12 protein-coding genes are annotated in these 15,994 nt (G+C 66.3%); 6 read left to right on the top strand and 6 right to left on the bottom strand.

The window, feature by feature from the left end; translation table 11 throughout:
• Nucleotides 1-2: 2 nt before the first annotated feature.
• Both AC1RP5_RS20310 and AC1RP5_RS20305 read right to left on the bottom strand, forming a co-directional pair.
• Nucleotides 3-1,271, bottom strand: coding sequence for an FkbM family methyltransferase (locus AC1RP5_RS20310; protein ID WP_493113708.1), 1,269 nt, complete (start codon nt 1,269-1,271; stop codon nt 3-5).
• 17 nt (nt 1,272-1,288) lie between these two features.
• The gene (locus AC1RP5_RS20305; RefSeq protein ID WP_493113707.1) at nt 1,289-2,434 is read right to left on the bottom strand and encodes a class I SAM-dependent methyltransferase; all 1,146 of its coding nucleotides are present in this window, start codon (nt 2,432-2,434) and stop codon (nt 1,289-1,291) included.
• Between the two features lie 244 nt (nt 2,435-2,678).
• Between AC1RP5_RS20305 and AC1RP5_RS20300 the strand changes: the two genes are divergently transcribed.
• From AC1RP5_RS20300 to AC1RP5_RS20285, 4 genes are all read left to right on the top strand, one after another.
• Nucleotides 2,679-3,812 (top strand): FkbM family methyltransferase, encoded by a 1,134-nt coding sequence (locus AC1RP5_RS20300; protein ID WP_493113705.1) that lies wholly within the window; start codon nt 2,679-2,681, stop codon nt 3,810-3,812.
• Between the two features lie 160 nt (nt 3,813-3,972).
• Complete coding sequence (locus AC1RP5_RS20295; RefSeq protein WP_493113704.1) at nt 3,973-5,109, top strand: tetratricopeptide repeat protein; 1,137 nt, start codon at nt 3,973-3,975, stop codon at nt 5,107-5,109.
• 33 nt (nt 5,110-5,142) lie between these two features.
• Nucleotides 5,143-6,720: a hypothetical protein gene (locus AC1RP5_RS20290; RefSeq protein WP_493113703.1), complete on the top strand. Its 1,578-nt coding sequence runs from the start codon at nt 5,143-5,145 to the stop codon at nt 6,718-6,720.
• Nucleotides 6,721-6,797: 77 nt separating this feature from the next.
• The gene (locus AC1RP5_RS20285; protein WP_493113702.1) at nt 6,798-7,853 is read left to right on the top strand and encodes a radical SAM family protein; all 1,056 of its coding nucleotides are present in this window, start codon (nt 6,798-6,800) and stop codon (nt 7,851-7,853) included.
• A gap of 17 nt (nt 7,854-7,870) precedes the next feature.
• Here AC1RP5_RS20285 and AC1RP5_RS20280 read toward each other — a convergent pair whose 3' ends face one another.
• The 3 genes from AC1RP5_RS20280 to AC1RP5_RS20270 all read right to left on the bottom strand — a co-directional run bounded on the left by AC1RP5_RS20280 (nt 7,871) and on the right by AC1RP5_RS20270 (nt 12,794).
• Nucleotides 7,871-9,589: a hypothetical protein gene (locus AC1RP5_RS20280; protein ID WP_493113700.1), complete on the bottom strand. Its 1,719-nt coding sequence runs from the start codon at nt 9,587-9,589 to the stop codon at nt 7,871-7,873.
• 51 nt (nt 9,590-9,640) lie between these two features.
• Nucleotides 9,641-11,365, bottom strand: a complete 1,725-nt coding sequence (locus tag AC1RP5_RS20275; RefSeq protein ID WP_493113698.1) for a DUF1295 domain-containing protein — start codon at nt 11,363-11,365, stop codon at nt 9,641-9,643.
• Nucleotides 11,366-11,462: 97 nt separating this feature from the next.
• On the bottom strand, nt 11,463-12,794 hold the full coding sequence (locus AC1RP5_RS20270; protein ID WP_493113696.1) for a UDP-glucose dehydrogenase family protein: 1,332 nt from the start codon (nt 12,792-12,794) through the stop codon (nt 11,463-11,465).
• 155 nt (nt 12,795-12,949) lie between these two features.
• Here AC1RP5_RS20270 and AC1RP5_RS20265 point away from each other — a divergent pair, with 155 nt between their 5' ends.
• Together AC1RP5_RS20265 and AC1RP5_RS20260 are read left to right on the top strand one after the other, a co-directional pair.
• On the top strand, nt 12,950-14,440 hold the full coding sequence (locus AC1RP5_RS20265) for a leucyl aminopeptidase (protein WP_493113694.1): 1,491 nt from the start codon (nt 12,950-12,952) through the stop codon (nt 14,438-14,440).
• 7 nt (nt 14,441-14,447) lie between these two features.
• Nucleotides 14,448-14,900 (top strand): DNA polymerase III subunit chi, encoded by a 453-nt coding sequence (locus AC1RP5_RS20260; RefSeq protein ID WP_493113693.1) that lies wholly within the window; start codon nt 14,448-14,450, stop codon nt 14,898-14,900.
• On the opposite strand, the gene AC1RP5_RS20255 is transcribed toward AC1RP5_RS20260, so the two are convergent.
• On the bottom strand, nt 14,897-15,982 hold the full coding sequence (locus AC1RP5_RS20255) for a class I SAM-dependent methyltransferase (protein ID WP_493113691.1): 1,086 nt from the start codon (nt 15,980-15,982) through the stop codon (nt 14,897-14,899). The two genes, AC1RP5_RS20260 and AC1RP5_RS20255, sit on opposite strands and share 4 nt — an antisense overlap.
• Between the last annotated feature and the right edge of the window lie 12 nt (nt 15,983-15,994).

Raw genomic sequence — 15,994 nt, 5'->3', positions numbered from 1 at the left:
CGCTATCGCGCCGCGGGCTTCGCCTTGGCCTTGACGTCGATCACCGAGAAGACCGTGCGCGAGCCGTCGGCTGCCGTGGTCCGGAACACCATCGATCGAACCTTGGCGGCCGGCGCCGACACCAGCACCCGCTGCACGCCGCCCATGGACGACAGGATGCGCTCCGGGGCGATGAAGGCCGACGGGTCGTCGCCGCCAAGTGTGATGCCCAGCCGGCCCTGGCTCACCTCGACGGTAACTTCGAGAACCAGCGTTGTTCCGTCCGCCGGGAGCGGCGGCGCGCCGGCATCGGCCGTGACCACCAGCGCGTAGCTCCAGGTCCGGTCCGAAGTCTCGATCGTCTGTCCGGTCAGCGACGATAGGCTGACCGACTTGGCGAAGCCCCGGTCGCCGTCGCCGCGGCCCAGGATGCGACGTCCGAGGACGCGCAGCCGGTCGCCCAGGCCGGCCCCGCCGGCCGATGCGTTGGCCGAGTGACTGCCCCCAAGCGACGAGCCGGGCTGAACGGCGGCGAGGCGCAATGGGGAAGGGATTTCGCGTCCGGCGACAGTATCGAGCGATTCATCGAAGCGAAGCGGCGGCGGAAACACCAGCGAGAGGGCTGCCTCGCCTGCGTGATCGCGGTCGCGCTGGAGGACGAAATTGTCGTTATCCAGCACGAGCGCCTGGCGATAGCCCTGACGGGCGAGCCACGCGAGGGCTTCACCAGCGCTCTGGTTGCGCTTGGCGAGGGCGTGGTTGAGTTCGATCACGATGAGTGGATTGTGCGTCCGCAACGTCTCCTCGGCGCCGCGCAGCACTTCGAAGTCGAAGCTGTCGACGTCGATCTTCAGGCAGTCGATGCGGGCAGGACGATGCTCGGCCACGAAATCGTCGAAGCGATAAAAGGGATATTCCTGGACGTCGCCGTCGCCGCCCCACAGGCGGAAAATGCGATCGCGCTGCACGCCGGTCGTGGCGCCGAGCGCCACCTGATGGACGTCGGCATTGGTGATGCCGTTGTGGGCGAGATTGGCGCGCAGCATGGTCGCCGTCGATGTCGGCTCGAACGAGAACACGCGGCCCTGCGGCGCCAGTTGGGCGAACAGCACGGAGTAGTATCCGACGTTCGCGCCGATATCGAAGATCCACCAGTCTGTCCGCACGTTGTCGACGAACCAGCGCTTGGTCTCGAGTTCGCACAACGGATAGTAGTCGAGGAACTCGTCGTAGAAGGCGACGAGCTCGATGGCCGCGCGCCCGGGGATGATGGTCTCGATCGTCTTTGGCATGTCTGATCCTGGCGGCGCTACTTGCGGCCGAGCCCGATCAGGATCCAGCTCTTGCGGATCCAGACCAGGCGCTCGAAGGCGGCTGCCCAGGCCGCGAAGTTTTCCACGACCGCCTGCACCACGCCGAGCGGCGCGAGGTTGTGGCGCAGGGATTCCGGATCGGGACAGAAATCGTGCCACACGCAGGTCCCGCCGGGACGCAGCACGCGCAGGGCCTTGGCGGTGTCGCTGGCGACAACATCCGGCGTGTGTCCGCCGTCGATGAGGACGGTGTCGAAGGGCTGTGCCTCGAAAGGCGCAGTGTCGAATTCCCGGCTGTCACAGAGAATTTGATGCACGCGCTCGCCGTAGCCGGCCTGACGGTAGATCCGGCCGATGAATGAGCCGGTATCCGTCGCCGCGTAGAGGGTCGAACCGTCGCTGCCGGTCTCGCCCTCGGGAAGGTTCATCGTCCAGATTTCGGCATCGGTGACGCGGGCGATCAGCGCGGCGCCGAAACCCTCCCAGGTGCCGAACTCGAGGTGCCGGCGCGGCGCCAGGGCCCGCCACACGGCTTCGAGGAGCGGCGCGTCGTCGGTCTCCATCTTCCAGTCGGTCAGCGACTTGGTGGCGGCATCCGGCGGAAGACTTGGCGAGGCCGTGGGGCCGAGCAGGGCCGGCAGCCGGTCGGCGTCGACGATCTCGATCGTGCCCGCGGAGCTCGCCGGCGGCCGGCCGTCGAACGGATCGTCCCAGACGGTCTGGGCCCAGCCGAGCGCCCGGCCCAGCTCCTCCATCGGGATGGTGGCGCTGTTGCCGAGCCAGGAGACGGGGAACGCGCTGCCCGACTTCATGATCTCAGCCGACAGGTCGAACAGCTCGAACTCGGTCGCGGTGCCGTCGGGCGCGGTGCTGCGAAAGACGAGGGCGCCGGCCTCGGCCGGCTGGCCGACCCAGAGACGGACGCGCTCGATGGACTCGCCGGGGGAAAGCACGCGCTCGTGCGAGAGGAAGTTACCGCCGTCCGACGAGGCGACCACGATGCCCAGGCGCCCTTCAAGGACGCGCACGCGGCAGTCCACGATCAAGGCGTCCCCTTGGGACAGCTGGCCGAGCCGCGCCCGGTTGAGCTGGCACCAGAGCGCATAGGTCCACTGGTGCGGCGTCGTCCGGACGCGCGCCATCGCGGTCTCGCCGAACGCACTGCGAAGCAGCCGCAGGAGGGGCCACGTCGCGTGAATCTGCGAACCATTGATTGATTTCGGACGGTGCCGAAAAAGCCCGCGGATCGTTGCGTCCATGACCAAGAGGGGTGGAAGTTGTGGCCCGCTATCAACCATCGTTGGGCGTTGGCGTCAAACATCGCTACCAACAGGACCCGATTAGGGCCTCGCCTGTCTGATGAATGTATGGCAAGGAAAGCCGCCGATGATCGATAAGCTCGCCGGACTGTGGCGCAGCGCCGGGCGCCCCCACGAGGCGCACGAAAGTGCCGCCGGCTTCGACCTGCGCCGATTCACCAAGCATCAGGGTGTCAAAGCCAGCGCGTCGCGCGGCTTGCGGCTCACCGGCTCGGTGCCGGCATGGTCCTATCTGGCGACCTGGAGCAATACCTGTCCCGTCCACCGCGCGAGCGCGGGCGGCCTGCATCTCGACCTCGATGTCGTGGTCCGCGCCGGCGATCTCGAGGTCGCTCTGGTGGCGGCCGACGGGATGACGCTGCTGTCCCGGGCCGAGGTTGCAGCGGGCGAAAGCCGGGTCGTCCTGGAAGCGCGGCGGGCGGTCGACGTGGCGTCGCTGGTCCTGCGGAGCCGCAGCGAGATCGCCGTCGACGTCGAAATCCGCTCGTTGGCCGCCACGATCAGGTCGGTGGCCACGGTGAGCGAGCGCGGCTTTCTCTCCAAGAACGCGATCGACGATCTGGCGGGCCGCCTGGGCTCGCCCGAAGTCACCATCGTCGATGTCGGTGCGAATCGCGGCGACACGGTTGCCGCCTTCCTGGATCGCTTTCCGGCCACCCGGATCTGGGCCCTTGAGCCGCATCCCGCGACTTTCGCCGGCATGGCGTCGCGATTCACCGCGGACGGGCGGGTGCGCGCGCGCAACCTCGCGCTCAGCGAGAAGCGCGGCCAATCGGTGATGCACGCCTATTCCAATGCGGCGATCAACTCTTTGTCACCTGTCGCGGCCGGAGCGGAGTGGTTGATCGACGGTTCGGTTACCGCCGAGGCGCCGATCCTGGTCGATCATCTCTCGCTCGACGAGTTTTGCAGCGCCGAACAGATCGATCGGATCGACATTCTCAAGCTCGATACCCAGGGTCACGAGCTGGAGATTCTGCGGGGGCAGGTCGAGCTGCTGCGGAGCGGACGTATTCGCTACATCCTCGCCGAACTGCTGTTTGCCCCCCTCTATGCGACGCAGGCGAGGGCGGGCGAGGTGATTTCCTTGCTCGAAGGCTGCGGATATCAGGTTTTCGATTTCTATGACTTTGTGTATGACGATTCCTCGGGCCTCAAATGGGGCGACGCTCTCTTTGCCTTCGAGGGTGCCGTCGCTTGACGACGGTGAGACCGTACGTTAGCGGGTCGCGTTGGCCCTTTGGGTGGGCGTCAGGCCTCGACATGCGTCATGTCTGCGAATTGTTGAGGGTGGGTTTTTTGTCCGCGAAAACGGCGGCTGCGGCGATCGATGCGCGATATCGCGCTACGGGAGCAAATTGGTGAGCGACGTAAGTATCTTGGCGAAACTTTCGGAAGCTCTGCGCGTGAAGTGGCTCGACCGCCAGGGCGCCATGCGCAAGTTGAGCGAAGGGCGGCGGGCCTCCGACGCCAGATCGGACCGGCTTTTTCTTCAGGCGCGAAGCGTGGCGCGGAGCGGCGACATCGAAGCGGCGCTGACTCTCTACGACGAAGCCATCGCCTTGGCACCCGATTTCGTGGAAGCGATCGAGAGCCGGGCCGAACTGCTCGACATGGTGGGTTCGCCCGAGCGGGCCGGAGCGGGCTACGCGGAGGCGCGTCGCGTCAAGTCGTCGGTGCGACAGGGGCCGCCGGATCGTCCGTTCGCGGTGCGCCTGCGCGGCAACTTCCTGATGGAAGTGCGGTCCTACGACGTCGTGCTCTGGTCGCTGAAGAAGAACACGCTGCCGTATCTTGCCCGCGGCAACGCCTATCTCGCGAACGGTCAGCCGGACAAGGCGCTCCTCGACTACGAAAGTGCTCTCAAGGTGAAGCCAGGCCTTGCGGATGCGATTGCGCCCAAAGCCGAAGCCTTGATGCGCCTGGGCCGCTACGACGAAGCGCTCGCGGCCATCGATACCGTGCTGACCGCCCGCCCGGCGGACACCGAAGCGCTGAGCAGCCGTGCCGTCATCCTGATGGCGCTGGGCCGGCTCGATGCCGCCAATGCCGATCTCAACCGCCAGCTCGCCCTGCTGCCGACGTTCCAGGCGGCCGCGAGAGGCTGCGTTGCGCTGCGCCTCGCGGCCTACGAAGTGGCGGCGGCCGAGTTCGAAAGCGCGCTGCTGCGGCATCCCGGCGATGCCTACTGGCACCTCTATCGCGGCGTCGCCCAGATCCGGCTCGGCCGGCCGACGGGTCGCGCGACGGCGTTGGACAAGAACCAGGAATGGCCCGAGCTGCTCCTGGCTTTCCAGGCGGGGCAGGCGAGCGAGCAGCAGGTGATCGCGCAGGCCGAGACCGACGATCGCCGCGCCGAAGCCTGGTTCCAGTTCGGCGTGCGCGCGATCGGCCAGGATCGCGAGGCTGCACGGCGCCACTGGCAGCAGGTCGTCGATCACGGCGCCCCGTCGCTGATCGAGCACGCGGCCGCCCGCAACGAACTGGCACGCAGCTGAACGCTGCCCTGACCCATCACGAGGAGGATTAGGATGTTCTCCGTCATCCTGTACGGCCGCAACGACAGCCACGGCTACAATCTGCACAAGCGGGCGGCGATCAGCTTCAATGCGATCGCCGAAGTCATGTCCGATCCGGACGACGAGATCCTGTTCGTCGACTACAACACGCCGGACGATCACCCGACCTTTCCCGAAGCGATCCACGACACGCTGACCGAGAAGGCCAAGAAGCACATGCGCATCCTGCGCGTGCGCCCCGAGCATCACGTTCACCTCAAGTCGAAGACGCATCTGGTGGCGCTCGAGTGCCAGTCGCGTAACGTCGCGCTGCGCCGCTCGAACCCGAACAACCGCTGGATCCTCTACACCAACACCGACATGCTTCTGGTGCCGAGGGTCGAGGGCGAATCGCTCAGCGAGATCCTCGGCTCCGTGCCCGACGGCTTCTACCAGATCCCGCGCTTCGAGCTGCCGGAGATGCTGTGGGAGGCCGCTTTCGATCGCCGCGATCCGGTGGGCAACCTGAAGCTGCTGCGCGACTGGTCGGTGCGCTTCCACCTGAACCAGGTGGTGCACAATTTCATGCCCATGAAGTACGACGCGCTGGGCGACTTCCAGGCGGCGCTGCGCGAGGACATGTTCGCGATCCACGGGTTCGACGAAGAGATGCTGCTCGGCTGGCATTGCGATTCGAACCTGGCGGCCCGGCTGGCGCTCTATCGCGGCCGCATCGACACGCTGATCGACAAGCTGTTCGGCTATCACTGCGACCACACCCGCGTGGCCGCCGCCAACAACAAGGGTCGCCAGACCAAGATGAACGACCAGGATCGCTTCATCTGGGACGTCACCACGCCGTACCTGCCGGCCCAGGCCGAAACCTGGGGATGGCCCGACGTGACGATCGAGGAAGTCCGCCTCGACCGCGAGACCTCGTACCAGCGCTTCACGACCGGTCTGGACGCCGCCATCGAGCCCGCGACCGTTCCCTACGTGACGACCAGCCTCGAATGGCAGCTCTATGACGACCTGAGCTACGACCTGCCGCACACGCTGCCGTTCGTCTGCGACCAGGTGCTGACCTATCCGCGCGGCACGGCGGTGATGATCGGCGCGGCGCGCGCCGAGTTCGTGACCCGGTTCGCCAAGGCGTGGCAGGCGATGGGTTTCACCGGCCCGCTGCTGGTGCCCGACGAGTTCGAGGGGCTGCCGACCGATCTGCCCGGGGTCAAGCGTGGCCCCTTCAAGGACCTGATCAACCAGGCCCAGTTGTTCATCTTCGAGTTCGGCCTCGCGACGCAGCGGCCCGACGAGCCGGTCCGGCGTGGCCGACTGGCCGGTCCGGTCGACGAGAAGCGGCTCAAGACGATCGCGCGCCTGTTCCGGCTGGCCGCGTCGACCGAGAAGGAGACCCGGCCGGCGGGACGCCGGTTGCCGCGCCGGTTCATCGGCGTCAACGTGATCTACAACAAGTACTGGCCGCTCTTTACCGACTATGTCGGCGCCAACATCAATCCTTTCTGCAGCCAGGTTCTTGCCGGCATTCCGCGCGAGGATCCGTCGCTGCGCGGCAAGGTCCTGCGTTTCCGCGGCCGACGTGCCGTCTGAGGACTGTGGGCAAGCTGAGAATCTCGTCCAGGCGATCGCATTGCGCTCCCGCATAGCGACACTTACTATTGGGCACCATGGCTGAACCATCGAAGAGTTCGAAGCGGGCGACGGAACTCGAGGCGCTGCAGCGTGTGACGTCTGCCGACTTCAAACCGAATGCCAACCGCACGCCGGTCATGGACTTCAATGGCTTCGCCACGACCGAGACCTGCGAGCTGAGCTGCGTCTTCTGTCACTTCAACGGTCCCAACGCGACCAAGAAGGCGCGCACGCTCGATCCGGAGATGGTCGAGAAGGGGTTGGAGCAGGTGCCGGCCGGCAGGAAGGTCCACTTCGCCGCCACCGGCGACTTCTTCCAGGATCCGCACGCGATCGACCATCTCCGCAAGAGCATCGGCCTTGGGCATCCCCCGGCCGTGCTGAGCCATGGCCAGTCGATGCCGCCCGAGCGGCTGGACGAGATGCTGGCCATGGGGGTCCGCGAGTTTCGCTTCAGCGTCGACCACATCGATCCCCGCCAATACGCCAAGATCCGGCGCGGCGGCGACCTCGAGAAGGTCCTGTCGACCATCGCTTACTTGCGCGAACGCAAGGCCGCCGAATTTCCCGAGCTGGTGATCGAGGTCAATTGCATCCTGATCGGCGATGCGCGTGATCGTCTGGAGGAGTTCGCCGACTTCTGGTCGACCCGCGTCGACGCGGTGCATTTCCACGCCGAGTACTACGACGTCCTCAAGTTCCGGAACCTCTTCTTCGTTCCGGAGAAGCGCAACGACTGCCACATCCAGCTCTACGTGCTGCCGTCCGGCCAGATCACGCCGTGCTGCGCGATGATGGTCCAGGCGCACGAAGGCGATGCATCGTGGCTGCCCAACATCGCCGACACCCCGTTGCAGGAAGCCTACGACAAGCTCTGCGACATGTACGAGGACCCCAACAGCGAGTTGGGCAAGGTGTGCGCGAAGTGCGACTGGTGGGTCATGTGGTCCGACACGAAGGACGGCTGCTCGCCCTACGTGAAGTCGGTGCGCTTCGACGAACCGCCGCCGCCGCCGCCCGTGGAGCCCGTCACGGTGGCCAGCCTCGTGCGTCGTGCGCGCGAGGCGTTCGCGTCCTTCGTTCGCGCCTGATCCCGGCGATCGCGGCTTTAGTCCGCGCGCCGCAGCCGGAAGAACGCGCCGGCGGTAGGATCGACGAAGATCTGCGTGCCCGTGAATTTCTGATGCAGCGTCCTGTAGACCGTCTGGGCCTTCGACGCGTCGGCGACGGTGGCCATGTAGGCCGTGAAATTGGCCTCGGATAGCTCCCAGACATTGTCGGCGACGACGTCGTAGCCCAGCTCCATCGCATGGAGGATCTGCCGGGTCAGTTCGGCGGCAAGCTCCTCACCGGTCGCCGACGGCTGATGGATCGGCCCGTTCACGAAAAGCAGCAGCTTGGCCTTGGGTTTCGACGAGGGGGCGGGGCCCAGCTTGCTGAAATAGTTCCATTCGCCGTGCCATTCGTAGAAGGTTTCGGCGACGAACTGCTCGAAGCCATGGACGAGGAACACGGTTCGCGTCGGATCGGCTTCGCGCTCGATGTGCCGAAGCGCGTTCCTCCACAGGCCGTCGGCACCTCGCTCCGGCACCATCCGATAGATGTTGTAGGACAGCATCACGCCCGACAGGGCAAGCGCGATGGCGGGCACGGCCCGGCCGTAGCGTTGGGTGGCAGCCGCCACGATGGCCGCCCAGCCGAGCGTCAGCCAGTTCATGACGTTGATCTGCATCTGCGGATCTTGCGGCTGCGAATAGAAGTTGAAGACTTCGCCCGCCACGAACGTGATGCCGAAGACCGCCGCCAGCACCTGCGTGTTCAACGACCTGGCATCGCGCCAGAGGAGCACCAGCGAGCCGATCGCAATGGCGGAGACGATGACGCTGGCGACCAGCATCTCGCGCCAGATGTTGATCACATAGGAGGCGTCGCCGACATTCCCGCCGCCCAGCAGGTATTCGGTGATCCCGATCCACATGAAGAGCAGCTTGCGGACGGTAAACCCGGCCCAGCCGGATTCGACGGCCTTGCCGGTCCACAGCAGGTCCCGCACCGTTCCGACATTGCCGTTGTGAGGGCCCCAGATCTGCATCGCCAGTTCCGCGGTGCCGACCATGGCCACGAGGAAGATCACCACCCTGAGGAGCCTCTTCCAGGGCGTGCCGGGCGCGATCAGCAGGCACGCCAGCAGGGCGGGCAGGGTGGGGAACATCAGACGCCATTCGAATAGCCAGGACAGCGCGAACAGGACGGCGACCAGCGTGACCCGCAGCGGCGTCGGGTTGACGAACCAGATGCTGGCGAGCGCCATCGCCCCCAGCAGGAACGTGTAGGACGGGATGATATCTTCGTTGCTGATCGACAGGTTGAGGAAGAAGGCGCCGGCCAGGTGGAACGCCACGGCGGCCCAGGCCACGGCGCGGCGGCCGGTGAAGGCGCGCACCAGCAGGTAGACGATGCCGAGGCTGAGGGCGCCGAACAGGCAGTTGATGAGCGCGATCTGCCGCCGCGGATCGCCCGCGAGCACGCCGACCAGATCGAGCACGCGGCAGAGGAAGGCGACGAACGGGTAGTAGTGGAAGTTCGACGGATCGAGTGGCGTGAGGGCGTAATCGTTCACCCAGTCGCGCACCGTCATCGCCTTGAAGACGCCGTTGCTGGTCGCGCGCTGGGGATTGTCCATCCAGGCGACGAGGCAGAGCAGTCCTATCAGCGATACGAGAACGATGATTCCGAGATCGAGGGCGCGATAAGCCCGGTCCGGCTGCCCCGCGAGCGGACGATCGCCGGCTGGCGTCCGGAATTCCTTAAGTATCTGTTTTTCCACAGTTTTATATTTGTGCCATAGAGCGCCGCGCATGCCAAGCAGCAGCGCGCGCTACCGATTGGCGTTGACCGGAGTGAGCCGGACGAAGGCGCCGGCAACGGGATCGACATAGATCGGCGTCGCCGTGAACTTGGTGTGGAGCATGTCGTACAGGGCGTCGGCCTTGCTGGCGTCGGCGACCGTCGACAGGGCGGACTCCATCTTGGGCTTGCTCCAGTTCCAGATATCGACCGCGACCACCTCATAGCCGAGCGACATCGCGCGCAGGATCTGCTCCTCCAGCTCGGCGGCCAGTTCCGGCCCGGTCAGGCGAGGGCGATTGACCGGGCCGCTGACCAGCGCCAGCACCTTGAACCTGGTGTTGGGTGTCGGTGCCGGGCCGAGCTTGTCGTAGAAATCCCACTCGCCGTTCCAGTGATAGAAGGTCTGCGCGATCAGGGCCTCGAAGCCGTGCATCAGCAGGAAGGTCTTTGCGGACGGCGCGTGATCCTCGATGCGCTGCAGCGTGTCGCGCCAGCGCGTGTCTTCGCCGCGCGTGGCCGCGAGCGCATGGACGTTGTAGGCGAGGATCGCCGCCGACACCGAGCCGAGGACGACCACGACCGCGCGCCGATGCGTCCGGGCGACCGACGCCGCGAGCAGGGCGGCGGCGACCGTCAGCCAGGCCATGACGTTGATCTGCATCTGCGGGTCCTGCGGCTGCGAATAGACGTTCATGACCTCGCCCGCGGCGAGCGTGCCGCCGAAGATCGCGAAGACGATCCAGGCCTGGGTCGTGAACCGGTTACGCCAGAACAGCAGCAGGGCGCCGATGGCGAGGGCGCCGATCAGCACGGTCGCGACCAGCATTTCGGTCCGGTGCAGTGGCAGGAAGGCGAGCTCGAACATGTTGCGGCCGCCCAGCAGCACCTCGGTCATGCCGGCCCACAGGAACGACAGCTTGGCGGCGGAGAAGCCGGCCCAGCCGGTGTCGACGCCCTTGGCCGTCCAGATCAGATCGATCAGCCGGTAGGGATTGCCGGCTTGCCCGCCCCACAGCAACTGCATCAGCGCGGCGACACCGACCGTCGTAAGCAGGAAGGTCGCGATCCAGCGCACGCGCGCCAGCGGTTTGCCGGGTGCGATCGCGAGCGCCAGCAGCATGGCCGGCAGCGTCGGGAAGATCAGCCGCCACTCGAACAGCCAGCCGAGGGTGAAGATCGCCGCCACGATGACCACGCGCTTCGTATCGGGCCGGACGAACCACAGGCTGCCCAGGATCATCGACGCCAGCATCAGCGTGTAGGACGGCATGATGTCTTCGTTGCTGATCGCCAGGTTGAGGAAGAACCCGCCGGCCAGATGGAACAGCACGGCGAGCCAGGCGATCACGCGGTCGCGCGTCAGATGACGGACGAACAGGTAGACCATCGTCAGGCAGCTTGCGGCGCTGGCGGCATGGATGAACGTCAACTGGCGACGCGGATCGCCGGGATAGAGGCCGACCCAGTCGAGCAGGGCGCACAGGCGGCCCATGACCGGGAAGTAGAGATAGTTCGAGGCATCCAGCGACGCCTTGGCCGGCGTCTGGATCCACGGCTTCAGCTGGACGGCCTTGAAGATGCCGTTCGCCGTGATGCCCTGGGCATTGTCGTACCAGAAGATCAGGCCGATCAGTCCGGTGAGCGACAGCAGCCAGATCAGGGCCGCATCCTGGGCCGCGCCGGGTCGTGCTTCAGTGTCCGACACCTGCCAGGTTGGCGTTGCCGAGAGGGGCGCGAGGTGCGGAGCCGACATGATCTGTCTCTGCCAGATTCGTTTTTCGCTGCCAACGTCGAGGCAGCAAAAAGCCCGCACGAGGCGGGCTTTTCAATGGGATTGATCTCGTTCGGCTTTAGCGGCCGGAGCCGAGATACAGAACGTCTGCAACCGCCTCGAACTTCTCGGCCGGCAGCGTGCGCCACAGGTCGAGCACCGTGAGGCGCTGGCCGTCGCGCTTGCACCAGGCCGGATCGATGTCCTTGTACTGCGGCCAGCCGGTGCCGACGATCAGCAGGTCGCATTCGCGCACCGCGCCCTCGAGCGAGGAGGCGCCGACGACCTTGTCGCCGAGCACGGCGAGCGCCGCGTCCTGCGCCAGCGGATCGTGCACGACGACCACGTAGCCCGCATCGGCGAGATGGGCGGCGAGCTTCACGCTGTGGCTCTCTTCCACCACGGGAGTCTGCGGCTTGTAGGACAGGCCGAGCAGCGCGATGCGCGTGCCGGCCTTGGCGAACTTCGCGACCAGGCCCGACAGGCGGTCGATCTGGTAGTTGTTGATGCGGTCGGTCGCTTCGGCGACGTCGGCGCGGGCGCCCAGCTTGCGGGCCAGCGCCGCGAACGCGACGTTGTCACGCGGGAAGCAGGGGCCGCCGTAGCCCATCGCGCCCTTGAGGTACTTCGCGCCGATGCGGGTGTCGGCGCCCAGCGCCTTGGTCACGACGTCGACGTCCGCGCCCGGCAGGCGGTCGCAGATGTCGGCCAGCATGTTGGCGTAGGAGATCTTGGTCGTGACGTAGGTGTTGACCGAGATCTTGGTCAGCTCCGCGCTCACCCAGTTCATCCGCTGCACCGGCGGCTTCTTCTCGCACATCTGCAAGTAGATGGTGGCAAGCATGTCGCCGGCCTTCGGGTCGCTCTGGCCGACCAGGATCGAGTCGGGGAAGAGCATGTCGCGCACGACGCTGCCCAGCGCGATGAATTCCGGATTGTAGCAGAGGCCGAGGTCCGGCCCGATCTTGCGGCCCGAGGCGGCCTCGAGGGCCGGCGCGATTTCGGCGGCCATGGTGCCCGGCATCACCGTCGAGGTGATGACGACCATGTGGTAGCCCTTCTTGGTCTTGAGGGCCTTGCCGAGGGTCTCCATCGCCTGGAGCACGAAGCGGTTCGAGAAGAAACCTGTGCTGTCGGACGGGGTCGGGACGATCACGAAGCTGGCGTCGCTGTTCTGGATCGCCTCGTTGGCGTCCATGGTCGCCTTCAGGCGCTCCTTGTTGGCGGCGATCAGCTCGTTGAGCTGCGGCTCGACGATCGGCATCTTGCCGGCGTTCATCGCGTCGACGAACGTCTTGTTCACATCCAGGCCGATCACGTTGAACCCGCGGCTGGCGAGAACCGCCGCGAGGGGGGCTCCGAGCTTGCCGAGACCGACGACCGAGACGCGAGGCAGAGTTGCTGAGGTCATTTCCATGTCCGTTTTGAGGGCCGGTACTGATACTGGTGCTGGCGGCCGGATGCCACCCCGATTTTGCAGGGTCCTGTAGGCCAAACACCGCTTGCGCGCACCCGTCGCAGGGGCGAAAAATCGCCGCCAATCAGGCGCTTAGCCAGGGGAATTGGATGAAAGTGGAATTTTCGGCCTTTCCGAAGGCCTTTGCGGGCAATGTCGCGGTGTTCGTGGGAGCCGACAAGCAGCTCCTGGCGACCGCCCAGGCTGTGGATGCCAAGGCCGGCGGCGCCGTCACCCGCGCCTTCGAGGGGGGCCGGTTCACCGGGGCGAAGGGTCAGACCCTGACCGTCCTGGGCCATTCCGGGGAAATCTCACGCCTGCTGCTGCTGGGCGTCGGCAAGGGCAAGGAACTCGACGGCCGCGCGGCCGAGGGGCTGGGCGGCGTGATCGCGGCCGAAGCCAATGCCGCGGGTCACACCGCCGTCACCGTCGTCGTCGATCCGGTGAAGGGCAGCAAGCTGACGCCGGGCCAGATCGCGGCCCACATCGCGCTGGGTGTCCGGCTGCGCACCTATCGCTTCGACAAGTACAAGACCAAGGACAAGCCCGAGCAGAAGCTGTCGCTCCAGAGCCTCACCATCGTGCTGGCCGGCCCCGCCGACGCACGGAAGGCCTACGCCCAGCTCGAGCCGGTGGTCGATGCCGTGTTCCTGACGCGCGACCTGGTGAGCGAGCCGCCGAACGTCCTCTACCCGGTCGAGTTCGCCCGCCGCGCCAAGGAGCTGACCAAGCTCGGCGTGAAGGTCGAGATCCTGGGCGAGACCGAGATGAAGAAGCTCGGCATGGAAACCTTGCTGGGCGTCGGGCAGGGCAGCGAGCGCGATTCGCAGCTGCTGGTCATGACCTGGATGAACGGCCCCAAGGGCCAGGCGCCGGTCGCGCTGATCGGCAAGGGCGTGTGCTTCGACACCGGCGGCATCTCGCTGAAGCCGGCTGGCGGCATGGAAGACATGAAGTGGGACATGGGCGGCGCCGGCGCCGTCACGGGCGCCATGGCCCTGATCGCCGGTCGCAAGGCCAAGGCCAATGTCGTGGCCGTCTGCGCGCTGGTCGAGAACATGCCCGACGGCAATGCCCAGCGTCCGGGCGACGTCGTGAAATCGATGTCGGGCCAGACCGTCGAGGTCATCAACACCGACGCCGAAGGCCGCCTGATCCTGTGCGACGCCATGTGGTACGCGCAGGAGAAGTACAAGCCGCAGGCGATGGTCGAGCTGTCGACCCTGACCGGTGCCATCATCGTGGCGCTCGGCCATGAGCGCGCGGGCCTGTTCTCCAACAACACGCAGCTCTCCAACCGCCTGCGCGCGGCGGGCGCGGCGATCGGCGAGAAGCTGTGGCGTATGCCGCTCGGGCCGAAGTACGACAAGCTGATCGATTCCGACATCGCCGACATGAGGAACGTCGGTGGTGGCCGCGACGGCGGCTCGATCACGGCCGCGCAGTTCCTGCAGCGCTTCGTGCAGGAGGGCGTGGCCTGGGCTCACATCGACATCGCGGGTGTGGCCTGGGGCAAGGGCGATGTCACCACGCCGAAGGGCGCGACCGCCTATGGCGTGCGCTTGCTCGACCGGCTGATCGCCGAGAACTACGAGCGCTGATCCGCCGATGGCGACCGAGGTCAATTTCTATCACCTGACCCAGTCGTCGCTCGAAGACACGCTGCCGCGCCTGCTGGCCAAGACCCTGCAGGCCGGCGAGCGGGCGGTGGTGTTGCTGGGATCGGTGGAGCGGGTGGACGCTCTGAACACCCATCTCTGGACCTACGATCCCAATGGCTTCCTGCCGCACGGCGCGGCGCGCGATGGCGAGGCCGATCGCCAGCCGGTCTGGCTGACGCATCTCGACGAGAACCCGAACGGCGCGGCTTTCCTGTTCGTCGCCGATCGTGCGAAGTCGGAGAAGGTCGGCGACTACAAGCGTTGCTTCGAACTGTTCGACGGTCGCGACGACACCGCCGTTGCCGACGCGCGCGAGCGCTGGAAGGCTTACAAGACAGCCGGTCATGCCGTGGCCTACTGGCAGCAGACCGACAGCGGCGGCTGGGAGAAGAAGGCCTAGCGCTTGTCGCGCGGCCTCAGATAGGCCCGCCACGCCGCGGCGAGCCGCTCGCTCAAGGGGATCGGTCCCTCGGGGCGATAGAAATCCGGAGGATCGGATTCGAAGCGGGCCATGTAGCGGCGATAGTCGAGCGGCCGCGCACGCTCGCCCTGGGCCTGGGCCGCCAGCAGATCGAGCGCGCGATCGACTGAGACCACCGATGATGCCTTGTCGCGAAGTGCGAGCAGGAGTTCGGCCGCGGTGTCGGGCACGTCCCAGGCCGAGAGGATAGCGGCCAGTTTCGCGACTTTCTCGGCACTGAGGTTCCCGAGCTTCGTGGCGCCCTGAGGACCGAGCAGATCGAGCGCGTAATAGGCCTCGCCCTGGAAGGGGCGGCCGGAATGCGTCTCTGCCGGCGTTGGCCAGATGTAGCGGGCGGGCAGGGCGCGCGAGGAATAGTTGCGGACGTCGAGGCGGAAGAGATCGAAGCCGTGACGCCGCAGGAAGCGATCGGTGTTGTGGAACGAGTGTTCCTCGTCCGAACCGTCGCCGACGAAGTTCACTTCCATCTGCACGGCCAGCAGGTTCTTAGGCAGGCGTCCCCTGAAACTCTGCAGGATCTGCCAGTCGATGCCGTCGGTATCGATCTTCATGTAGTCGAAGTCGGTCCAGCCGCGCTCGGCCAAAAGATCGGGAACCACGACCGGCTTGTTCGGATCGGCGAGGCCTGTCAGCTCCCAGGCATTGTGCCGGAACTGCTCCTCGGCTGAGGCCTTCTGCAGGCGGGCCTCGCGGATCTCGCGCGTGCGCATAAAACTCATGCGGTCGCGCATCTTCATGATCAGCGGCGCCGCCGGTCCGGCCGACAGGTCGATCGGCTTGTCGGCGCGGGGGCTCACGAAGGCCGCCACGTAGGAGACCTCGGGGTTCTTCTCCTCCGCGGCAAGGCGCTTGCACTCGCTGGCGCTCGCGTCGATGCCCAGCGCCTTCAGCCTGTCGCCGAAGGCACGCCATTTCGGATCGATGCCGCCCGAGCAGCCGATGTCCAGCAGTGCGAAGGGCTCCGCCTTCAAGCCTTGGGCAACCAGCGTCAGGAGCGACATGACGGCGGTGGA

It is taken from the genome of Reyranella sp. GW821-FHT12G01 (assembly GCF_058806575.1).
Note: the sequence above shows the minus strand (reverse complement) of the source record. Positions and strands in the feature narration are given on the sequence as shown.